The following is a 21131-nucleotide window of genomic DNA, read 5'->3' as shown; positions in this document are numbered from 1 at the left end:
AAAATCAGGCGATCGCGGGGATGTTGTCCCTACTGCTGTTTGTTAGCGATCATGGCTATTATGTTGGAGCTTGTTAAGAGCTTGCGCTGTGTGTTGATGACCAGGGTTGAGTCTAAGTGCTTCTTGAAAAGCAGCGATCGCTTCATCGTTTTTATCGCTGTAATAAAATAATATATAATTACCTAGTCTGTAGTAAAGACCAGATATAGGCTGCGGCTGAACTTTAGCAGCGAATTGGCCAAAAGCAGCCATAACAGAGGAAAATCCCTGCTTGTCATATATTGCCTGACCAGTAATTAAACAAGTTTGAAGGTGATAATTAAGTTCAATTACTTGATAGCAAATAGCTAAAGCTTCATCTAGTTTCCCCTGCTGTATGAGTGCTGTAGCTAACATTTTGTATATATATTCATCATACCCCTTGGGTTTAAGAGCAATTACTTGACGAAATGCAGCGATCGCTTCTTCTGGTTTTTGTATATCTAACAACCACATTCCTAAATCAGTGTATATTTGAACACTAGGCTCAATGAGGAGGGCTTGTTCATAAAATGTCAACGCCGCTTCTGTTTTATTCTGATAAGATAATAGCTTTGCTAATCTCACATAAGCTAGAACATCATTAGGTTTTTGTTTGATTACTGATAGCCAAAGGTCTTCCGCCTCCTGGTAGTTTTTTATGTTCTCAGCATATTTTGCTTGTTTTATCAACAGCTTAATAGTTTTAGCAGAATTCATTTGCGGTAATCTTACCTACAGACTATATAAACCCTGATTTCTAATCTAGTCAGCGATCAGGGAAAATATAAAGAGGCACAATTAATTAAATAATGGCAACAAAAATTCCTGTCACAGTGATTACAGGCTTCTTAGGTAGTGGAAAAACCAGCCTAATTCGCCACCTGCTACAAAACAACCAAGGACGCCGCATTGCCGTTGTAGTCAATGAATTTGGCGAACTCGGTATTGATGGCGAATTGTTAAAATCCTGTCAAGTTTGCCCGGAAGATAGTGAGGAGGGCGACAGTAATATCTTTGAATTAACCAACGGCTGCTTATGCTGCACCGTGCAAGAAGAGTTTTACCCGATGATGCAAGAGTTAATCAAGCGGCGGGATAGCATCGACTGCATTTTGATTGAAACCTCTGGTTTAGCTTTGCCAAAACCACTGGTGAAGGCTTTTCGCTGGCAAGAAATTCGCAACGCCGCCACTGTGGATGCTGTAATTACCGTGGTAGATTGTGCAGCTGTAGCGGCGGGGACATTTGCTAGCGATCTAGAGGCGATCGCAGCCCAGCGACAAGCAGATGATAGTCTAGAACACGAAACACCTTTGCAAGAATTGTTTGAAGACCAACTCGCTTGTGCAGACTTGGTGGTGTTGAATAAAATTGACTTGGTGGATGCTGAGACAAAAGCCAGAGTTGAGGAATTGATTAAGCAAGAGTTGCCTAGAATGGTGAAAATTGTCGAGAGCGATGCCTCCGACGGGCTACGCCTACGTTCTCAACTAGACGCATCTATATTATTAGGATTCCAAGCCGCAGTTGAAGACAATTTAGATTCTCGTCCTAGTCATCACGATACCGAAGAAGACCACAACCACGACGAAGAAATTACTTCAACTAATTTAATTTTGGATCGTACCTTTGATCCAGAAAAGCTGCAACAGCAGTTAGAGAAATTAGCACAACAACAAGAAATTTATCGGATTAAAGGCTTTGTGGCAGTGCCAAATAAATCCATGCGCTTAGTGATGCAAGGTGTGGGAACCCGATTTGATAAATTTTATGATCGCCCCTGGAAACCTGAAGAGGCCAGGCAAACACGCTTAGTTTTTATCGGGCGTGATTTGAAGTCTTCAGAAATTGAATCGCAGCTAGTAGCTTTGTAAGTTAGGAGTTAAAAAGAACTAGTACACATTTTTAATCCTTTAATAAAGAGCTTAAGCTCCTTATCTAGGGTTAATTACGCGGTTATAATTAACTTAGAATAATAAATTTATTTCCACCGTTGTGTACTAGTTGATTAAAAATAATAAACAATAGTAATAACTAGAAATTTCCTAATATCTCGCTCCTAACACTTAATTTAAATCTTCACTTATTACCTGACATAACTATGACGATATCTCAACTATTTAACATTGCCAATCTTTTCGTATTGCCTTTTTGGGCGTTGATGATTTTATTACCAAATTGGAAAGTTACACGGCAGATTATGTCATCATATTTGCCGTTTCTGGTATTAGCTGGGGTGTATTTGTATTTGTTCATCACCAGCATTACACCAGAAAACGCCCAAGCTTTATCGAATCCTCAATTAGCCGATATCGCTAAATTTTTTGCAGACGAAACGGCTGCTGCAACAGGTTGGATTCATTTTTTAGTCATGGATTTATTCGTCGGCCGCTGGATTTATTTGGAAGGGCAAAAAACAGGTATTTGGACAATTCACTCCCTTGCACTGTGTTTATTTGCTGGGCCTTTGGGATTACTGTCTTACATCTTAACTGACTGGATTAATAAAACATTTTTCCCGAAGTTTCAACAGACTGAAACAGTGATAGTAGGAGAAAAAGCTGCCTCATAATATAGTACATAATAGGGGCGCATAGATGTGCGCTCCTATTATTAGGAATTACCTGATTTGATAAGAATTAACCGTTGTTGCGTCTATAATCTGAATCTAACCAACAGCGTGGTAAAACTTCACCTGAAGGGAAAACGAGATTTTCTTTTTTAAAAGTTTCAGGTTCCTGTTCTTCTTGACCTTCTTGATCTTTTGCGTGAACAACATCATTATTCGGATCAAGTAATTCCTGAATTTCAACAATCTTTACCAATTCGCCACTATCTTTGACTTGTAAAAGCATAGAAATTGCCTCAATGAGTTTGCATGGAAGTTCAAAGCGAGTTTTAAGATAAACTAGCTCAAATCTAAACTGATTTTGAACGCGGAGATTCCCTAATTGTTAAAGGAAATTTTTATCAGATATCCACACATAAATTACACAAGATTCATTTGTGTGTATCTGTAGAGTTAATTTTATAAAATAGACACAGTAAACATATACCTAATTCAGAAGCGAAACTCGAATCAGGAAATGCTGATTAACAAAATTGTCCAAGTAAGATAATCTTAGTTTTAGCAATTAAAAGTCGCGTTGATATTTTTCCAAAATATCAACTAAATTAACTTGGCATTGCAGGGGTAGTAAATCGATTAAAGGAACTTCACGTTTTCCGCCGCCAATTTTTACTGGAATCGATCCCAAGACCTGTAAAACTCGGTCTTCATTTACAGCGTTGGAAGTAATTAAAGGATACAGTTGTTCGGCAACAACTGTATGCAGTTTGGCATTAGATAAATAAAGATGCCATTTGGCAACGTCTATGTAGACGTTTTCGCCAATTTCAGCTGCTAGGGCTTCTAGTAGTTCTGTGGTGTTAGTCTTAGCCATAAAAATAACCCTACATTAAGAAAAAGTGCGAAATCTCAGGCTTTTTTACATTATGGCTCAATTAACAGGCTAATTCTACTACCAGAGGTTACAATCGCCCCAGCATGAGTAATCCATCTTCAGGTGGATTTTGGTGGAGTTTCGGTGTAGTTAGCGATCGCACTAATATAAATCAGATGCACCAACAAAATTCCTGTCCAACTTAAAGTCACCCAAGGCAGCCACTCCCAAGTAGTGCCTTTCAAGATGTGGAAAAACCACAAACCAGAATTAATCGTAGCAGCGATCGCTACATGCACAGCAAAATTCATCCGGTCATCGATCTTGCGGTAATCAGGGTCTTTGCGATCGGGTTTGCGAGGCCAACGAGGAGGCATAAATATTTGCTACAGATTTAAATACACCCTATTCATTCTAAGGTTTTTGGGGCAGTGGTTGCTATTAGACCCTTATAACCAGTCATAATCGAATTAAAAGTCAAAAGCCGACGCGTTAAATTCGATGACGACCTTTGAGCAAATAGACCACAATCCCCTTTATAATGAGTTAGCGATCGCAACACTAAGATTGCAGATATATCAAGGATATTCCGCGTATATTGTCGGTCAAAGGTGCAAATTCCTCGTTCGCACAAAATTACATTGGGGTTACCCGGTAGTTTATTGCTCTGGCAGAGAATAATCTCCTGATTTCCCGCCACTCTTACTTATTAAACGAATTGATTCAATTTGAATCGACTTTTCTAAAGCTTTTGCCATATCGTATAAAGTCAGGGCAGCCACAGAAACGGCAGTTAAGGCTTCCATCTCTACACCAGTTTCAGCTTTGGTTTTGACAGTGGCTTGAATTTGATAACCAGGTAGTTGCGGTTCGGGTATAATTTCGACTGCGATTTTTTGCAAGGGCAACGGATGACACAGAGGAATTAAGGCGGCTGTTTGCTTGGCTGCCATAATCCCAGCCAATCTTGCAGTTGCCAATACATCGCCTTTTGGAACATTTCCGGCTTGAATAGCAGCGAAAGTTTCTGGCAGCATCCGCACATTGGCAGCAGCTACTGCTTGGCGGACGGTAGGTGCTTTATCAGACACATCTACCATCTGTGCCTGTCCGTGTTGATCTAGATGGGTTAAGTTGGCAAAATTAGATGGAAAATTATCTTGCGCCATTTAGTTAGAACGTGTTAATATAGATTGTCGGTGAGGGCGTGTAGCTCAGTGGACTAGAGCACGTGGCTACGGACCACGGTGTCGGGGGTTCGAATCCCTCCTCGCCCGTTTTGAAAGGCTAAGAGTTGAAAGTTAGGAGTGAGAGATTAAAGTTTCTCACTCCTAACTTTTTAAGTTTTTCAAGGCGTAGGCATCTGGAGCTAGACCTAGTGCAAAGCGCAGGGAGTTGGATAGGTCTTTGCTCGATTGGGTAAGGAAGATAACAAGTGCAATAGAGGTGATTGCAGCACCGTAGCCAAACATATCTCGGTAGCCTACCTGTTCGGCAATAATACCCAGAAGAGGAGCAGCGATCGCAATTCCCAAGTCAAGTCCAGCTATACATATAGCAAAAATTTGACCCCGTTCTTGTGGCAGTGAACGGTCTGCCATCATTGTCACCATCATGGAGATGAGTGTACCACTACCAGCACCTTCAGCGATCGCAGCCAGTAAGAAAAACATCGCGGTGTCAGCCTGCCACAGTAGTATTAACGCTAAAACATAGCAAAAAATACCAAATGTGATAAATAAACCACGACCAAAGCGATCGCTTGCCTTACCAGCAAAGACTCTGATACTAAAACTAGAAATTGCCGCAACTGTAAAAAACAGTCCACCATTGAAGTCCACATCAGTGGATTTGAGGAATAATGACACAAAAGTATGTACAGCACCGAGGGATAAACCAACCAACAACATAACTATTGTTGGAACTCTCACCCGTGGACTGCCCAAAATTTGCCAAAAGTTGCGATCGTTTTCTTCAGTTTGCTGTTGTGTCTGCACTGGCGGATTCGTGACTTGTACAATCTCCAAGAGAGCGACAAAACCCAATTCGGCACAGAAGAGAAATAATATCCCGTAACCACTTGTAGCTTCCAAATACCCACCCAAGGCAGGGCCAATTGCCAAACCAAGGGGAGTTGCTAAGGTCATGTAACCAATGATTTCGCCACGAGTTTCAGTGGGAGCTAAATCTGCGACTAAGGCACTGTAGCCAGTGGTAAAAGCGGCAATACTAATGCCATGAAAAATCCGCACCAGGATTAATAACCCAAGAGATTGGGTTGCCAAGTAACCGAAAGGTGCGATCGCAGCTACTATCGTACCAATTAACAAGACAATTTTTCGACCACGTTTATCGGCTATCCGCCCCAGCATCGGGCGAGATAGCAATAAGCCAATGGCGAAACTGCCCATCACAATCCCAATTTCTTGCTTACTTGCGCCCACATTATCGATGTAAAGCGGTAAGGTTGGTAAGAGCGCAGACAAACTCGACCAGAATAATAAACCTGCCGTAAACAAAACCAGCAGATTGCGCCGCAGTTTGGTATCAAAGGTATTAAATGCTTTCAAGGTAGATGCAATTTAATGGTTTTTGTCATTAGTCATTTGTCCTTTGTTGCTCGTAACTAATGACCAATGACTAATAACTATTGTTACGTTACTTAACATTTTTTGCTACTACTTCTCTCACGCGATAGATGGGTCTTCCTTGGGATTCGTGGTAGGTACGCATGAGTAATTCTGCCAAAAGCCCGAAGCAAAACAACTGCACTCCAGTTACTAGCAGGAGAACTGCCAAAATCAGCAAGGGGCGATTGCCAATCATCTGTCCTAAAGCTAATTTGACGAAAGTTAAGTAAATTCCGATTGCTGTCCCCGAAACCATCGAAATCAAGCCCAACAGCCCAAAAACGTGCATTGGGCGGGTGAGGAATTTTTTCATAAACAGAATGGTTAACAAATCCATCAACACCCGGAATGTCCGCCAAATCCCATACTTACTACGGCCAAAGCGGCGGGCGTGATGACGCACTGGCATTTCGGTAATTCTAGCTCCTTCAATGTACGCCAGCGCAGGTAAAAATCGGTGTAATTCTCCGTAGAGGTTCATATCCGCCAACAGTTCTGCACGATAGGCTTTCAGCGAACAGCCATAGTCATGAATATTCACGCTAGTGGTACGGCGAATTAGCCAATTGGCAATTTTGGAAGGAAGTAACCGATTTACAGCGCCATCTTGGCGTTTTTGCCGCCAACCACTTACCAAATCGTAACCCTCATCCAACTTTGCTAATAACATGGGGATATCAGCCGGATCATTCTGGAGATCAGCATCTAATGTGACGATCACTTTGCCGACTGCATAATAAAATCCAGCAGCCATCGCCGCAGTTTGTCCGTAGTTGCGACGCAAAATCACCGCCTTTAAATCAGTGCGGGTTTGCGCCTCCTTTTTGAGAAAATCCCCGGAAGCGTCTGTAGAACCATCGTCTACACAGATAATTTCATAAGTTACCTGACTAGAGGATAAAGTAGATGCGATCGCATCTAATAAAAGCGGTAGACTTTCCACCTCGTTATGTATAGGCACCACGACGGAAACATCTGGGACAATTACAGAAATCGCCCCATTTTCCTCACTCAACCCTTGATCAACTAACCCACTCCTCATATACCTCAGCGTCCTGTGCGTCTCTGTGGTTCGTAACTCTTGATAACTCTACCAGCACCTCGTAGCTGCTGATAGTACGACTTACTAACTGCATCTCCCTGTTCCGAGAGAATATCAATCCCAATCCCATCCCGTCCCTGATCTTTCCCAGAACTATGGATGTAATAACCATCCGCCAAATGAAGTCCGACATGAGTTGCTTTTTGGCTAGTTCCAAAGAATACCAGATCCCCGGCTGCTAATTCTGCAATAGTAATTGGTTGGGTGAATCCTTCCTGTTGATAGGCATCTCTAGGTAACCAAATACCTACCGAAGCAAATGCCGCCTGCATCAACCCCGAACAGTCATAATTTGGCCCAACTGTACCACCCCAAAGGTAATAATTTGAGTGTTGCATTGCTTTTTGAGTAAAGGCGATGACATCTGCGAGAAGTTTTTTAATCTCAGATTCAGAAAATGTTGCAGCCTGATAAGGTACAGTAGCAGATTGTAATGAATCAAAATTTAAAAGAGATACCCATCCCGGATAGTCATCTTCACATAAATACACCTCGACAGCTAAATTTTGATGATTTGATGTTACCCATAAATGTCTTCCAGATGCAGATTGAGTTGCCAAGCGTGTACATTCAGGAGAATCATATAAATTCAGATTAGCTAAACACTGATACTCCCCTGATTTTGGATTTTGGATTTGTGATTTTAAATTAAAGGACATTATTAGAGAATGGTTTTTTTTAATAAAGACGAGCAACTGGAAAACCTTGGTAATGGCATTTTAGATGCAACTTGGGCAGCATTTCCGACCTTAGCGCGTAACCAAATTGCCATAACTTGGGTTGTTTACGATCCCCCAGTGCGAGTAAATACTGGTGGTGCGCTAACTCCCAACGCTTTCTGGGATCATCCAGTTCGTGGTTTTACTTATCGTGGTGTTGAGCGGATTTATCCCGCCAGTATAGTCAAACTATTTTACCTAGTTGCGGTAAACGAATGGCTAGAAAAAGGTATGACTCAAAACTCCAAGGAGTTGGAGCGAGCCTTGCGGGATATGATTGTGGACTCTAGTAATGATGCTACCAGCTTGGTTGTGGATATTTTGAGTGGTACTACATCAGGGCCAGAATTACCAACCGGGCCTTTTGAAACCTGGAAATACCAACGTAATATTGTTAACCGCTATTACCAATCATTGGGTTGGGAAGAAATGGAAACGATTAACGTCTGCCAAAAAACTTGGGGTGATGGCCCTTATGGGCGAGAACGGGCGTTTGTAGGAGAGTTATTGGAAAATCGCAATATGTTGACAACAAATGCGATCGCTCGGTTACTGCATAGTATTGTAGGTGGGGTAGCAGTTTCAAGTGCGCGATCGCAAGCAATGATGGCTTTGCTCAAACGTAGTCTCAACGATTTACCCACTGACACCGAGGAAAATCAGGTAACAGGTTTCTTGGGTAGCGGACTTCCTGAAAATGCTCAAATTTGGTCAAAAGCAGGTTGGACAAGTCAAGTGCGCCATGATGCAGCATATATTGAAATACCAGAACAGCGCCCTTATCTTTTAGTAGTATTTACTGAAGGTAAAGCCCAGGCTAAGAGCCAGGATATTTTGCCCTTTGTTTCTAAACTAGTTGCCGAAGCGATCGCTAGTCTATAATCCACTCCTGTGAACTTAAGTGAAATCGGCGGTTATAAACCTCGTCTACACAGGCAAAACCGACCTCCGTGGCTTCAAACCCTCAATTTTTTTAGTACAGCTTTGCGTAAAATCGTAGCGTTTTTAATGCAAGGGGATGCATTGGCATTGTCAGCCGATGCGTTGACATTGTCAGCCGATGCATTGGCATTGCCAAATTTAATTTGCTACGAATTAATGAAATGCTGTACAAAGTCCGCCTCGGCGGACTTTGTTTGTATAGCTGCGAATTCCATTGCCTTGGCTATTTCAACTTAAATTCGTCAAACTTCAATACTTCCGAATCAGGCTTGCGAGTATCAAAGTGATAACTACTTATCGTACCCGTCCCCGTATCGAAGATACTGAAAACCGTAATATCATTACTAGCAATATAAGGCATCGGCTTTCCATCTTCACCCAACAAAGGCGAAATTGTTGGCACTATCGGTTCTAACCCATTAGGATCGCCAAGCTTAACATAATCCTCTTGATATCCAATTGGCACTTCTCGCTTTCTGTCACCCCACGCAGCACCGTAAGTATTGCCCACATTAGATGTTTCTAAAAAGTGCATTCCACTCTGACTAACAAAGCGGTTCCACAAATGGGAATGCCCATAAAATACTAATTGCACATCAGCCGTTTCTAATAAAGGGACAACATCACGGTTAATATAATCAGCGTCTTTCGGGTATTCATAACGCACTGCTTTAATATTATTCCCATCCCGTTCAATTATTTGAACTGGTTCTGTATAAGCAGGAACTATATTATCACCCAGAGTGTGTGGTGGATGATGAAACATTACAACTTTGTATTTTGCTTGTTTAAACTCAGGGCTATTTAGTTCTGTCTCTAGCCAATTATACTGCCTGCTGCCTTTAGTAATTGGCTCATAAATTAGCTGTCCATAACCCCAATTTTCAGGATTATTTAAATCCTTTTCTGCTTCTCGATATCTTCCCTTATGCTTTCCACCTAAGCTAGGGGTCCGCCACATATTTGTAGCGTACAGTACCACCAAACGCACATCACCAAAGCTGATTGCATAATACCTTTTTCCACCCTCTTTACTTTTAGGTAAAGAAAAAATTTCTTCGTAGGTATTAGTATTAAAAGAATTATCGATTAAAGATTTGTCTTGGTAAATTCTTTGAGCAACTGCACGGGGAATTGTATCATCAAATTCATCATTTAAACTTCCCATCCTGCCAAATCGCCCCATTACCTCATGATTACCAATGCAAGTAAACATGGGTGCATGTTGAATTATTTGTCCACCAGTGTAGGTTGTCTTAACATCATCGTGTGTAATTTCATATTTAGCACGACCTTGTAAACCGGGAAACAACGCACCACCCCTATTATCATCAAACCATTCTGAGGCGCGATCGCTAACATTGACTAAATCACCAGCAAACCATACTCCATCAACTCGTCCAACTGTTTCTACCACCTTTTGCAGATTTGCTGCTGTCATCGGCTTTAATTGATGATCTGAAGTAAGTAAAATTTTTAATGGTGTATCTGGTTTGGGAGTAGCTGCAAGGGTAAAAACATCGCTGTTAACAGTTTCGCCATCTTCTCGCACACTCGTGACGCGATAATTTACCCGCAAATGAGTTAACCCAGTTACTTCAGCTTCATGTCGCCAGATGTCACGCTGGACAGGTTTTTGATAAACTTGCCCATCTTGGGTTTGGTTGGCAACTCTTGAGTGTTGGTCTTCACGGGTGCGACTGAGTTTGGTAGTATTTGCCTTAGTAGTTTGTTTAAGATTTTCACCGGAAGTTACTGTGTGATTAACACCAGCAAACTCAGTAAACCAAACTACTCGCACTGAGGTTTCAGTTGGCAACTGCAAAAATGGGTCGGTGAGCAGTTGGGGTGCTGATGTCATAATTGTTTGCCCAAATGAACGCACACTTCCCAGAGTAAAGCATATAACAAGCACAAGCATAGCCACCAAGGAAATTTTACGGCTGCTTTTGCGTCTGAGCATGAGTAACATCCCAAATTTTTATTTATACACGTTTGAGTTTAGAAGAGTTATCAAGGCAAAGTGACAGGGAAGTTGTTGATTATCTTTTAAAATAACATCATTATGCGCTATTTCTAGTTTTTAATAAATTGCGATCGCAGTGGCAATTTATTAATGTTAAAAGGTGAAGTTAATTTTCTAAAAAAGGCGTTTCGTAGTTCTATAACTCAAGTAATCAACCGAGAGTTAAATATACTGCGACGTAATGGTTTCGCTGACAAGGAATTGTTTAATCAACTGGTGCAAATTTACCGCTAACATAATATGCGCGAATGGTTAAATGATAGTTTGCCCAGGCTGCCTGTGCCAATTTAAATTATTATTTGTAGTGAAGTTTGGAATTATTTTGTGTTAAGGGTTTGCTATAGTCTCGTAGACATGATTGAAAAGCCTGCTAATCTTCTGAAAAGACTAGCAGGCATGGCTTATCATTAATCGGAGCGGCGGGATTCGAACCCACGACCTCCACTACCCCAAAGTGGCGCGCTACCAAGCTGCGCTACGCCCCGCTCAGAATTACTATCGTATAGCAAAACTATAGGATAATCAAGAGGCAAATTTAAAAAACCTTAAGCATCCCAGTAGCTTGCAGTAAATCTGGAACAGCAGAAGCATCCCATTTACCTTCTACACATCGCCCTGTATTCAAGATGAGGCGCAGACTGTAATCATGAGGATAGCCTTCCACCTCCATCCATAATAAATTGCTTTCGGCTTCACAAGCAATTTTTTCCTCTTCCATTAATTCAGTGGCGAGTTGCTTCATGGTATCTGCCAGCTGTGCTAGTAGACGGCAAAAATCATTCAACTCGGCTTCGGTTAATTCAATCGCCCAATCATCTGTACCCACTAAACCTTTAAATTCAGGTGCATCGGGGTTCCAGCCAATACGCCAGCCAAATCCGGTTTTTACAAGGCGTTCCATAATTAGTTAGAAGTGAGGAGTTATGAGTGAGTAAATAGTTATTAATTTACAACTTCTAATCCCAATTCTCTATGAAACTGTAGGCTGCTGCACAATCTCAGATTCGCGCCATGATCTGATGATTGTCATTCTATTGGGTAATCTTGACTGATCTGCTGTTTTAGAGGGATGACAATCACAAATGCCGTACCCTGATCTGGAGATGAAATGCATTCAAGAGTGCCATGATGATTTTGGGTCACAATTTGATAACTAATTGACATACCCATTCCTGTACCTTTACCAATTGGTTTTGTCGTAAAGAAGGGGTCAAAAATGCGTTGTTTTATTTTTTCCGGTATACCCAGACCATTGTCGGCAATTTTAATTGCAATCTGATTTTTACTAATTATTTCTGTACAAATTTGAATCACGCTAGGAGATTGTTGTATTTCCTGTTGAGTGCGTTGTTCATCCCGTTCTTCTAAGGCATCAATTGCATTAGTTAAAATATTCATAAACACTTGATTGAGTTGACCTGCATAGCACTGGACTAGAGGCAAATCTCCATATTTTTTAATAATTTTAATTCCTGGATAATCAGGTTTTGCTTTGAGGCGATGTTCTAAAATTAATAACGTACTATCAATTCCTTCATGAATATCAACTGCTTTATATTCAGCTTCATCTAGGCGAGAGAAATTTCGCAGAGAAAGGACGATTTGCCGAATACGATCTGCTCCTATTTTCATTGAATATAGGAGCTTAGGTAAATCTGTCATTAAAAATTCTAGGTCTATAGCTGTAATTTCTGATTGAATAACAGTAACTGGATCAGGATAGTATTTTTGATATAGCTTAATCAGGTTTAGTAAGTCTTGAATGTAATCATGAGCAGGTGCAATATTGCCATAGATAAAGTTAACTGGATTATTAATTTCGTGAGCAACACCTGCTACCAATTGTCCCAAAGAAGACATTTTTTCACTTTGGAGCATTTGGGTTTGAGTGCGTTGTAATTCTTTCAGTCCTTCCTCTAGTTGTTGAGTTTGGTGTCTGAGCTGCATTTCTGATTGTCGCAGTGCTTCTTCAGCAATTTTGCGATCGCCTGATTCAATTACCAGTCGCACAAAGTCAGTAATCGAGCCAATAAAACTTTCTTCTTCTAATGTCCAGTTACGCTGAGTTCCCAAATGTTCACAACAAACTACACCAATCACCTGGCCTCTAGACCAAATCCTGGCATCAAGCATTGAGTTAATTCCCAGTGGGGTTGTATAAGTTGCAGAAAACTCTGAAGTGCGAGGATCAGTATGAACATTAGAAACTGCAATTACTTGTTCTTCCTTTAGAGCTTGAAAATACCTAGGAAAGTCACAGACAGATAATTCAAAACCATGATTATGGCAATTCTGCTCACGTTCATATAAATCAATACACCGAATCCCTAGACGTTCTTCTGTGTATAACCAAACGCTTACACGTTCGACATCAAGACCCAAGCTAGCCACTTCTGTGATATATTGGATGGCAATTTGAAAATCATCATATTGTAGTTTTTCACTTTGCACGAGTTGCTGTAGAGCATTACTATGTCTGCAAAAGCGCTTCTCTGTTTCTTGGCGTTCATGAATTTCCTGTTTCAACTTATTTACTGTCTGATACAGCAAAACAGTTTCAATTTTATCTTTGGAACCAATCAGCCGAATTGAACCCACTAAAAATAAATTACCAACCTCATCGGAAAATAGGTTTTTCTTAATATAAATGACCTGAGTTTCACCTTGAGAATCTGTGATTAATTCCTCATTTTCATCAGCCAAGCCAATGGTAAATACAAGTTCATCTCTCTCCCGAAAAACATCGGCTTCTGTTTTGCAAAAGAAATTATAGTCAGACTTACCAATTAATTCTGAACGTTCATATCCCATGAACTGACACAAGGCATCATTGACGAACACCAAACTGTGTTGCCTGTCTTTTACAAATATTGGATCTGTAATGCTGTTAAGAATACTCCACAGGAAAGCCTGAGAAGATTGTTGCGGAACAATGTCGAAAAACACCATTTTACTTAATCCTGGAAAGTCTGACTTTCTTTTAGGCATATCATCCCAAATCAGGATGGATAGCTCAAAAGATTGCCTAAGTCTTTCCTTAGTATGCCCAAAATGATATTTAAAACAATTCGCAATTCGCAATGGGCTAACGCCCCGCTCCGCTAACGCAATCGGCAATTACGTTTTGTGACGAGGATTTAGACCCCCACTAACATACGCGCTGCTTGATAGAAGCAGGGGATTTAAACTCCCACTACTTGTTAACTACTTAAATCAAAATTTCCTTCTGCCTGGTTGTTGAGCGTAGTCGAAACACTGCCTCCTACCCTTATTCCCCGTACGATATTATTAAGAATATTTTGAGTATTTTAACTGGTTGACAAAAGGTATTTTATCTTAACCTCTCACGGATATTCCACTATTTCAGTAGTTCAGCCCCTCCTGGTTGGGGTAGCTGTGGGGTAGTTGACGTACTAGGACTAGGTGCGGTGTTGGGGTTAGGGGATAGGGTATTTTGGGAAGTAGGATTAAATACATTGACTAAGACTTGGACTAGGGCATCTCGCTGGCTGCGGGTGAGAAGGGTAATGGCTTTGCGATCGCCTTCTATCGGATTTTGCCGTAGTGCATCATTGCCTGGATAGGTACTATCATACATGATTTCATTCGCACCCAGGTAATCTGCTAAAGTCAGCTTCCAATCCAAACGATAAATTGGGGCCCGCCCTTTGGTATAAATGTGATATCTAATCAGACGATTTACTAAGGTGTTGTTTTCGGCAACTTGACCATTTTCTTTGCTGATATACTTATTTTCTCGTGGTAAATCTGGTAATTGCTGATACACTTGTTGCCAAACATCGCCAGGAGTAATTCTCTGAGCGTATGCAGGTTGGATATTAAATAAATTTGTGCGTATTGATTTACCCGCCCCTGAACTCAAGGTAATTACACCCACTACCATTAAAGCAGTGAGTGTCTGCCAAGACTTGAGCAGGGGTTGAATGAACGATAAATATTTGCTCATCCTACCTTCTCTAAAGCCTTTTTTTATAGTTCGCCAATAATTTCTGGCTGAGTCAATTCATCGGACATTTCGATAATTGCCCTTAGTACTGGCTTCATCATCGCATCTTCGTTATTTTCAAAGTCTTCATAACGCCGACGTTTAGCACGATTTGCCACCTGAACCGTAATGCGGTAACGATTTGAGGCTGCACTAATTAGCTCCTCAGAACGGTGCATAATCTGAGACTGAGTTGTCTCGAACTTAGAACGCTTTAGCATAATCAGTGGTTCTTGGGGTCATTCCCCAGTGTAGCAGTACTGATAAATCTGCTGCCGTGTATTTAATCGCTAGCAACCTCTCTGTTGATAGAGGCTAAGAGCATTCTAATCACTTTATAAGTTACTTATAATACTACCTGACTAAAGTCACACATCCTTATGGCTGACCTTGTGGAAACTGCTATCAACGCGGGAAACTTCAATACCCTGGTGAAGGCTGCTGAAGCTGCAAATCTCATAGAAATGCTGAAAAGCCCTGGTTCTTTCACGCTATTTGCACCAACTGACGAAGCCTTTGCCAATCTGCCAGAGGGAACTTTAGATTCGCTACTACAAGATATCCCCAAGCTCAAGAAAATTGTGGCGTATCATGTCGCTAGTGGGGATGTTCGGTCTGATGATTTGGTACAGATCAATGAAGCTGAGACGTTTGAGGGGTCAATTGTAGCCATTGAATCTGCCGATGGCAAAATTAAGGTAAATAACGCCAATGTCGTCAAAACAGACATTTTGACGGACAATGGCGTGATCCACGTTATTGATGCGGTGTTGATCCCTGCAATGGTGGCAGGAAGCTAATGTATTGGGCATTGGGAAAACAGTTTATTTTGTCCCCTTTGTCCTCCTACTCCCCATTTTCTACTCCCAGAATGCACCCACTGCGTGCGGGAACACTCAACCTCAACTGCTGAGTTTCTCCTTCACTATTCCACTCAACTTCAGCAGTACCATAAAACAGCTTGTTGGGTTGAGTACGCATAACGACATCTGCATTGGCTGTTGCCGAACTTGTGCCAGCGTTGACGGCAATTATCAATTCCTCTATCCCTAAAGTTCGCGCAAAGATGTAAAGTTCTCCTTGAGCATGGAGCACTTGGTAATCACCTGTACGCAATGCTGGGTAAGTGTGGCGTAGGGCAATTAATTGACGGTGAGTATTGAAAATTTCTCGATTCCAGTTCGCTTCTAAAGGAAAACCACGGCGTGAGTCTGGGTCTATGGCTCCAGGTAAGCCAACTTCATCACCATAGTAGATGCTGGGCGCACCGGGAAAAGTTAGTAGCAATAGAGTTGATAATTCTATACTAGCTATATCGCCGCCTGCAATGCTCATCAATCGGGCTGTATCGTGACTTGCTAGCAAATTGAGTTGAGTTAGCTGAATTTCCCAAGGATAAAGTTGCAGTACTTCTTGGATTTTAGTGGCGTACTCGGCGGCAAATAAGGGTGGGTAGGGTTGATAGTCGCGGCTTTGGACTTGTTCTAAGTCTACGCGATCGCCTGCTGCAAAGGCAATTGTTGGCCCAGCAAATAGATAATTCATCACGCCGTCAAATTGTGTCCCATCCAACCACTCGCGGGAATCTCCCCAGACTTCGCCCACAATGTAAGCTTCGGGATTAACTGCCTTGACGCGATCGCGAAATTCCTGCCAAAATCCAGGAGTTTTTATTTCAAATGGTACATCTAATCGCCAACCGTCGATGCCGAATTTAATCCAATATTCGGCAATTTCCATAATATATTCCCGCACTTCTGGATTGTCGTGGTTAAATTCTGGCAAGGCGCGATTTCCCGCCCAACCTACGTAATTTGCAGGGAAATCGCCATTGTATGCTGAAAGGGGCCAGCCTTCGATTTTGAACCAATTTACCCAAGGCGAATGGGGGCCATTTTCTAAAACGTCATGGAAAAAGAAAAAACCCCGACTGGAATGGTTAAACACTCCATCCAGAACAACTTTGATATTCCGTTGATGCGCTGCATCTAACAATTCTTTAAAAGCTTCATTGCCCCCCAGCATGGGGTCAACTTGATAATAATCGTGAGTATGATAGCGATGATTGCTAGCGGATTGAAAAATTGGTGTAAAGTAAATCGCGTTAATTCCCAAATCCTGGATGTAGTCTAAACCCTCCATGATGCCCCATAAATCGCCGCCTTTATAACCCTGGAGTGTTGGCATAGCATCCCAATCTTCCCAACGGGCTTCACGCAGCAACCGTTTGCGTGGCTGTTTGCTTCTAGCAAAGCGATCTGGAAAAATTTGGTAGAAAACCGCATGTTTCACCCAGTCTGGTGTTTGAATTTGCATGAATAACTTTTTGTATCTTCAGAAGCGATCGTTGCAAATATTGGCTTCTTTATGGCTCTTACTTATGATAGAAAATCTATCATTTGTCAGAAGTCATTAGCAATTTAGTCTGCATCCTGATACTTTATACGCAAATGTTATCAGTCTTAACTGTTTTGCTGATAAGTTCTTTTAGTATTTAATATTGATGAAATTTATCTTTTTTATTTATTCCTTAACTATTCTTAATTTTATTAACTTTGTCCGTAATGATTTAGACAGGCACTGGATTAGTTTAATAGCTTCATAAAAATTCCCAATGACCCCAGTCTTGGATAATTATGAGATGCGGCTGCTTAAAGATGTCTTATGAGCCACATAAAATCACTATAAGGGAGACATAATTCAGGTATATGAGTTATGAATTAGCAATTGTCTTAGGAATAACTTCCCGTTCCCTAAGCTTATTTGATGTATCTATTAAAAGAATAGATAACTATAGTCGCATCAAATAATCAAGACGAAAAAATACATAGTCTGCCTTAATGCCAGAGCGCCTTATCCTGTTCTAATCACTATTTTGCTAACAGCAAATAAATTAAATTTGAGGTAAAAATGAAACACGAAAAACTTTCTCCCGGACTACTTTTGGCATTTCAAGACTATCACAATGAAGGAGATCAAGCTTTAGTTACACACAAGCGATCGCTTGGCATTATTGCTCACAAAAGCCCAGTCAAGCCTACTAAGAGCGTTGTTTTTATCTACTGCGACCCTGATGCAGACTTGAGTTACTTATCACAATATAATATTGAAGTCAATCAAAACTCAGGCAGTGTGCGGACGGCTTTCTTACCGATAGAGAGTTTAGATGTTTTATCTGAAGAAGATGTTATTCAGTGGATTAAGCCATCACGCAAACTTCATTTGAGGATGGATACTGCACTGGCAGAAGCCAAACTACCGGAGTTTAAAAATCAAACCGGACTGACTGGTAAAGGGGTAATCATCGGCATTATAGACAGTGGCATTGATCCGAAACACCCCGCCTTTGCTGGACGAATTTTACACATTTGGGATCAAACACTGTCAGGCCCAGGAGTGACGGAGGGCGGCTATGGGGCTGAATTTACAGGAGCGCAACTGACAATTTCTCAGGATACTAGCGGTCATGGTACTCACGTTGCTGGAATTGCCGCCGGTGCCGATGCTACCTATGGCGGTGTAGCACCAGAAGCGGAATTAGTTGTCGTCAGGTCAGATTTACAGGATGCCCACATTGCTGATGGCGTTCGTTACATTTTCCGAGTTGCTAGAGAGTTGGGACGGCCAGCTGTGGTGAATCTCAGTTTGGGTGGACATGCTGATTCCCATGATGGTAGTGATTCCTTATCAAAAGTCATTAACGCCGAAACTGGCCCTGGAAGAATTGTTTGCTGTGCTGCGGGTAACGAAGGAAACGATAACATTCATGGTCAAGCGACAATACCCACTGGACGCACTCGCGGTATGCGCTTTAATGTTCCTTTGAATCAAGTAGGTATAGTTTGGTTAAACGCTTGGTATTCCAAAGACAGTGAATTGGAAGTGTCGGTGCGGAGTCCTAACGGTTTTGTTACCCCCTTCCAAAAAATCATTACTGACGGCAATCCTGCACAAGATTACCAGTTACCGGATGCGCGAGTGCAATTAGCGACACCAGCGCCAGACCAAGCCAACGGCGACCATAATTTCTTTGTGCAAATACGTGGTACTGGCCCCTCACCAGTTATGGGAGGTGTTTGGCAGTTGCGAGTTCGTAACACTTCCTCAACTGACACGTGTTTGAATGTGTGGACACTAGATGAGAGCTCCTCAGTGTTTTTCACAGGTAAAAGTGTGAAGGATGCGGTAAAAATTGGTTCACCAGGAGCCGCCAGCAGTGCAATTACAGTTGCCGCCTATACTACTAGAAGCAAGTACACAGATATTGATGGCCAAGTGCAAGAAATGGGCTTTGAATTACATACTATTTCGGAATTCAGTAGTGAAGGGCCATTACGGAATGCTGGACAAAAGCCGGATGTAGCAGCACCAGGAGCAATGATTGTTTCCACCCTTTCCGCCGATGCCAGTTTTGGCCGCTCATCAATGATTAATTCTAAGTTTGTGGTAATGGCTGGTACAAGTATGGCAACACCATTCGTTAGTGGATTAGTAGCACTGCTGTTGCAACGTGATCCTAAACTTGATCCGGCTACTGTGAAAGAGTTACTACGTAAAAATAGTGCAATTCCTGGAAAACCCGCAGGCACATTTGATGAAAAATGGGGTTATGGAGTGATTAACGCTTTAAACCTGTAATTATGCTGAGGAATGCGATATATTAAACACCTTGAAGAAGGCAGGAGGCAGGAGGCAGAGGGCAGAAGGCAGATCGCGCAGCGTGTCGTAGACAAGGAACTTTTTCGTCAGGGATTCAGACCCCGCCCAATTGTAAGCGCCGTGTAGACGGCGGGGTTTTCAACCCAAGTTCGCAACTCTTGGAGACGCTGCGCGTAGCTTGCTTCCCCGTAGGGGTACGGTCACAGCCAGAGAACTGTTGCAGCATTCCCTCCTGCCTCCTGCCTCCTGCCCTCTGCCTTTCTTGAGATTTATGGAGGCGATCGCTTGATACATTCTGTAAGTTAATATACCATTTCTAAGCAGCGAAACAAAGCAAGCGCTATACTTTTTGGAAAAGGCTTATTTTAACCCCTGCTTTTAATATTTCCATAAATCAATGGCTCTCAATTTTCGCTTTGCGGTAGTCAGCGACTTACACCTGGCACTTCCCCACACAATCTGGGATCATCCCAGCCGGTTCCATCTAGTAGAAGTCAGTATCTCGGCGTTTCAAAGTGTACTCGAACATTTAACACAACTAGATTTAGATTTCTTGTTGTTGCCAGGAGATTTAACCCAGCACGGCGAACCAGAGAACCACGCCTGGTTAGAACAATATTTAGCCCAGTTACCTTTTCCCGTCTATGTTGTTCCTGGTAATCATGACGTTCCTGTGCTGTTAGCCGATCAGCAATCAATTGCTTTTGCGGATTTTCCCTACTATTACACAAAGTTTGGCTATGAAGATCCGCAGCAGATGTACTACGTTCGTCAGCTGCTTCCTGGAGTTAAGCTGATTGGACTTAATTCTAACTCCTTTAATGACCAAGGTGAGCAAATCGGGTGTTTGGATGCCAAGCAGCTACGGTGGTTAGAAGAGGTGCTGGCGGCATCTGGTGATGAATTAGTTTTGGTGATGGTGCATCATAATGTAGTCGAGCATTTGCCCAATCAATCAAATCACCCACTGGCAAATCGCTATATGTTGGCGAATTCAGCAGAACTATTACAGTTGCTGAGACGCTACGGAGTCAAGCTAGTGTTTACAGGGCATTTACACGTTCAGGATATTGCTTACTCAGATGGAGTATATGATATTACCACTGGCTCTTTAGTTAGCTATCCTCACCCTTATCGGGTGCTAGAGTTTCATCGGGATAACCAAGGTAAAGAATCATTGCAAATTTTATCCCATAGGGTAGAGTCAGTGCCTGAGTTTCCCGACTTGCAAGAGTCATCACGGCAATGGATGGGCGATCGCTCTTTCCCCTTCCTAATCAAATTACTAACTCACTCTCCGTTAAACTTACCATTATCACAGGCAAAAAAATTAGCACCTAGTTTGCGCGACTTTTGGGCAACTATTGCCGATGGTGATGCGGTGTTAGATTACCCGCAGTTTCCACTAGAGGTACGGCGCTATATTCAGTCCTATGGTGCATCACAGCCCAACCCAGGTATGGCTACTAGTGGAACTCTTACCCTGATTGATAATAACAGTACACTTTTGCTGGGTTAGGAGTGATGAGTGTCCGGGTGAAGGTAAGTTTTTTGTCTAGGCTAAAGAGTGCTTTAGATAGCGA

20 protein-coding genes, 2 tRNA genes and 1 pseudogene are annotated in these 21131 nt (G+C 42.0%); 7 read left to right on the top strand and 16 right to left on the bottom strand.

Annotation, left to right across the window (positions count from 1 at the left end; genetic code table 11):
* Positions 1-42: 42 nt before the first annotated feature.
* Complete coding sequence (locus H6G26_RS07690; RefSeq protein WP_190728681.1) at positions 43-738, bottom strand: tetratricopeptide repeat protein; 696 nt, start codon at positions 736-738, stop codon at positions 43-45.
* 92 nt (positions 739-830) lie between these two features.
* On the opposite strand from H6G26_RS07690, the gene cobW reads away from it, so the two are divergent.
* On the top strand, positions 831-1895 hold the full coding sequence (cobW, locus tag H6G26_RS07685) for a cobalamin biosynthesis protein CobW (protein ID WP_190728680.1): 1065 nt from the start codon (positions 831-833) through the stop codon (positions 1893-1895).
* Between the two features lie 227 nt (positions 1896-2122).
* Positions 2123-2593, top strand: coding sequence for an ABA4-like family protein (locus H6G26_RS07680; RefSeq protein ID WP_190728679.1), 471 nt, complete (start codon positions 2123-2125; stop codon positions 2591-2593).
* 67 nt (positions 2594-2660) lie between these two features.
* Here the strand turns inward: H6G26_RS07680 and H6G26_RS07675 are convergent, their stop codons facing one another.
* From H6G26_RS07675 to moaC, 5 genes and pseudogenes are all read right to left on the bottom strand, one after another.
* Positions 2661-2876, bottom strand: coding sequence for an acetyltransferase (locus tag H6G26_RS07675; RefSeq protein ID WP_190728678.1), 216 nt, complete (start codon positions 2874-2876; stop codon positions 2661-2663).
* Between the two features lie 279 nt (positions 2877-3155).
* Positions 3156-3464, bottom strand: coding sequence for a DUF3181 family protein (locus H6G26_RS07670; protein ID WP_190728677.1), 309 nt, complete (start codon positions 3462-3464; stop codon positions 3156-3158).
* A gap of 119 nt (positions 3465-3583) precedes the next feature.
* The gene (locus tag H6G26_RS07665; protein WP_190728676.1) at positions 3584-3841 is read right to left on the bottom strand and encodes a 2TM domain-containing protein; all 258 of its coding nucleotides are present in this window, start codon (positions 3839-3841) and stop codon (positions 3584-3586) included.
* Positions 3842-4005: 164 nt separating this feature from the next.
* Positions 4006-4116 (bottom strand): annotated as a pseudogene (locus H6G26_RS42415) (3-deoxy-7-phosphoheptulonate synthase); the annotation flags it as partial.
* A gap of 7 nt (positions 4117-4123) precedes the next feature.
* A complete protein-coding gene (gene moaC / locus H6G26_RS07660) occupies positions 4124-4633 on the bottom strand; it encodes a cyclic pyranopterin monophosphate synthase MoaC (RefSeq protein WP_190728675.1) in 510 nt (169 codons plus the stop codon).
* Positions 4634-4667: 34 nt separating this feature from the next.
* Between moaC and H6G26_RS07655 the strand changes: the two genes are divergently transcribed.
* Positions 4668-4741 (top strand) — tRNA-Arg (locus H6G26_RS07655).
* Between the two features lie 54 nt (positions 4742-4795).
* On the opposite strand, the gene H6G26_RS07650 is transcribed toward H6G26_RS07655, so the two are convergent.
* The 3 genes from H6G26_RS07650 to H6G26_RS07640 all read right to left on the bottom strand — a co-directional run bounded on the left by H6G26_RS07650 (position 4796) and on the right by H6G26_RS07640 (position 7855).
* The gene (locus H6G26_RS07650; protein ID WP_190728674.1) at positions 4796-6034 is read right to left on the bottom strand and encodes an MFS transporter; all 1239 of its coding nucleotides are present in this window, start codon (positions 6032-6034) and stop codon (positions 4796-4798) included.
* Positions 6035-6122: 88 nt separating this feature from the next.
* On the bottom strand, positions 6123-7136 hold the full coding sequence (locus H6G26_RS07645; protein WP_190728673.1) for a glycosyltransferase family 2 protein: 1014 nt from the start codon (positions 7134-7136) through the stop codon (positions 6123-6125).
* 5 nt (positions 7137-7141) lie between these two features.
* Positions 7142-7855 (bottom strand): C40 family peptidase, encoded by a 714-nt coding sequence (locus H6G26_RS07640; RefSeq protein ID WP_190728672.1) that lies wholly within the window; start codon positions 7853-7855, stop codon positions 7142-7144.
* Positions 7856-7864: 9 nt separating this feature from the next.
* Here H6G26_RS07640 and H6G26_RS07635 point away from each other — a divergent pair, with 9 nt between their 5' ends.
* Positions 7865-8797 carry a serine hydrolase gene (locus H6G26_RS07635; protein ID WP_190728671.1) on the top strand — a complete coding sequence of 311 codons (933 nt, stop codon included), beginning with the start codon at positions 7865-7867 and terminating at the stop codon, positions 8795-8797.
* A 283-nt stretch (positions 8798-9080) separates the two neighbouring features.
* On the opposite strand, the gene H6G26_RS07630 is transcribed toward H6G26_RS07635, so the two are convergent.
* From H6G26_RS07630 to H6G26_RS07605, 6 genes are all read right to left on the bottom strand, one after another.
* Complete coding sequence (locus tag H6G26_RS07630; RefSeq protein ID WP_242053628.1) at positions 9081-10718, bottom strand: metallophosphoesterase; 1638 nt, start codon at positions 10716-10718, stop codon at positions 9081-9083.
* 576 nt (positions 10719-11294) lie between these two features.
* Positions 11295-11368: transfer RNA gene (locus tag H6G26_RS07625), tRNA-Pro, on the bottom strand.
* Between the two features lie 50 nt (positions 11369-11418).
* Positions 11419-11784, bottom strand: coding sequence for a DUF1818 family protein (locus H6G26_RS07620; RefSeq protein WP_190728670.1), 366 nt, complete (start codon positions 11782-11784; stop codon positions 11419-11421).
* Positions 11785-11909: 125 nt separating this feature from the next.
* Positions 11910-13871, bottom strand: a complete 1962-nt coding sequence (locus tag H6G26_RS07615) for an ATP-binding protein (RefSeq protein ID WP_190728669.1) — start codon at positions 13869-13871, stop codon at positions 11910-11912.
* A gap of 370 nt (positions 13872-14241) precedes the next feature.
* Entirely contained in the window at positions 14242-14850 is a 609-nt protein-coding gene (locus H6G26_RS07610; RefSeq protein ID WP_190728668.1) for a hypothetical protein, read from the bottom strand.
* A 23-nt stretch (positions 14851-14873) separates the two neighbouring features.
* The gene (locus H6G26_RS07605) at positions 14874-15110 is read right to left on the bottom strand and encodes a DNA-directed RNA polymerase subunit omega (protein ID WP_100900204.1); all 237 of its coding nucleotides are present in this window, start codon (positions 15108-15110) and stop codon (positions 14874-14876) included.
* A gap of 159 nt (positions 15111-15269) precedes the next feature.
* On the opposite strand from H6G26_RS07605, the gene H6G26_RS07600 reads away from it, so the two are divergent.
* Positions 15270-15689 (top strand): fasciclin domain-containing protein, encoded by a 420-nt coding sequence (locus tag H6G26_RS07600; RefSeq protein ID WP_190728667.1) that lies wholly within the window; start codon positions 15270-15272, stop codon positions 15687-15689.
* Positions 15690-15735: 46 nt separating this feature from the next.
* Here the strand turns inward: H6G26_RS07600 and H6G26_RS07595 are convergent, their stop codons facing one another.
* Positions 15736-17205, bottom strand: coding sequence for a glycoside hydrolase family 13 protein (locus H6G26_RS07595; RefSeq protein WP_190728666.1), 1470 nt, complete (start codon positions 17203-17205; stop codon positions 15736-15738).
* A gap of 594 nt (positions 17206-17799) precedes the next feature.
* Here H6G26_RS07595 and H6G26_RS07590 point away from each other — a divergent pair.
* Entirely contained in the window at positions 17800-19527 is a 1728-nt protein-coding gene (locus H6G26_RS07590; RefSeq protein ID WP_190728665.1) for a S8 family peptidase, read from the top strand.
* Positions 19528-19945: 418 nt separating this feature from the next.
* Positions 19946-21067, top strand: a complete 1122-nt coding sequence (locus H6G26_RS07585; RefSeq protein WP_190728664.1) for a metallophosphoesterase — start codon at positions 19946-19948, stop codon at positions 21065-21067.
* Positions 21068-21131 lie beyond the last annotated feature (64 nt).

This window comes from Nostoc sp. FACHB-888 (assembly GCF_014696655.1).
Taxonomy (GTDB): domain Bacteria; phylum Cyanobacteriota; class Cyanobacteriia; order Cyanobacteriales; family Nostocaceae; genus Nostoc.
Note: the sequence above shows the minus strand (reverse complement) of the source record. Positions and strands in the feature narration are given on the sequence as shown.

Excerpts from the sequence above, each read along its gene's own strand:
- H6G26_RS07690 (WP_190728681.1), bottom strand. The coding sequence starts at position 738 with ATGAATTCTGCTAAAACTATTAAGCTGTTGATAAAACAAGCAAAATAT.
- cobW (WP_190728680.1), top strand. The coding sequence starts at position 831 with ATGGCAACAAAAATTCCTGTCACAGTGATTACAGGCTTCTTAGGTAGT.
- H6G26_RS07590 (WP_190728665.1), top strand. The coding sequence starts at position 17,800 with ATGAAACACGAAAAACTTTCTCCCGGACTACTTTTGGCATTTCAAGAC.
- H6G26_RS07630 (WP_242053628.1), bottom strand. The coding sequence starts at position 10,718 with ATGACATCAGCACCCCAACTGCTCACCGACCCATTTTTGCAGTTGCCA.
- H6G26_RS07605 (WP_100900204.1), bottom strand. The coding sequence starts at position 15,110 with ATGCTAAAGCGTTCTAAGTTCGAGACAACTCAGTCTCAGATTATGCAC.
- H6G26_RS07600 (WP_190728667.1), top strand. The coding sequence starts at position 15,270 with ATGGCTGACCTTGTGGAAACTGCTATCAACGCGGGAAACTTCAATACC.
- H6G26_RS07670 (WP_190728677.1), bottom strand. The coding sequence starts at position 3,464 with ATGGCTAAGACTAACACCACAGAACTACTAGAAGCCCTAGCAGCTGAA.
- H6G26_RS07635 (WP_190728671.1), top strand. The coding sequence starts at position 7,865 with ATGGTTTTTTTTAATAAAGACGAGCAACTGGAAAACCTTGGTAATGGC.
- H6G26_RS07640 (WP_190728672.1), bottom strand. The coding sequence starts at position 7,855 with ATGTCCTTTAATTTAAAATCACAAATCCAAAATCCAAAATCAGGGGAG.
- H6G26_RS07610 (WP_190728668.1), bottom strand. The coding sequence starts at position 14,850 with ATGAGCAAATATTTATCGTTCATTCAACCCCTGCTCAAGTCTTGGCAG.
- moaC (WP_190728675.1), bottom strand. The coding sequence starts at position 4,633 with ATGGCGCAAGATAATTTTCCATCTAATTTTGCCAACTTAACCCATCTA.
- H6G26_RS07680 (WP_190728679.1), top strand. The coding sequence starts at position 2,123 with ATGACGATATCTCAACTATTTAACATTGCCAATCTTTTCGTATTGCCT.
- H6G26_RS07585 (WP_190728664.1), top strand. The coding sequence starts at position 19,946 with ATGGCTCTCAATTTTCGCTTTGCGGTAGTCAGCGACTTACACCTGGCA.
- H6G26_RS07665 (WP_190728676.1), bottom strand. The coding sequence starts at position 3,841 with ATGCCTCCTCGTTGGCCTCGCAAACCCGATCGCAAAGACCCTGATTAC.
- H6G26_RS07645 (WP_190728673.1), bottom strand. The coding sequence starts at position 7,136 with ATGAGGAGTGGGTTAGTTGATCAAGGGTTGAGTGAGGAAAATGGGGCG.
- H6G26_RS07620 (WP_190728670.1), bottom strand. The coding sequence starts at position 11,784 with ATGGAACGCCTTGTAAAAACCGGATTTGGCTGGCGTATTGGCTGGAAC.
- H6G26_RS07615 (WP_190728669.1), bottom strand. The coding sequence starts at position 13,871 with ATGCCTAAAAGAAAGTCAGACTTTCCAGGATTAAGTAAAATGGTGTTT.
- H6G26_RS07595 (WP_190728666.1), bottom strand. The coding sequence starts at position 17,205 with ATGCAAATTCAAACACCAGACTGGGTGAAACATGCGGTTTTCTACCAA.
- H6G26_RS07675 (WP_190728678.1), bottom strand. The coding sequence starts at position 2,876 with ATGCTTTTACAAGTCAAAGATAGTGGCGAATTGGTAAAGATTGTTGAA.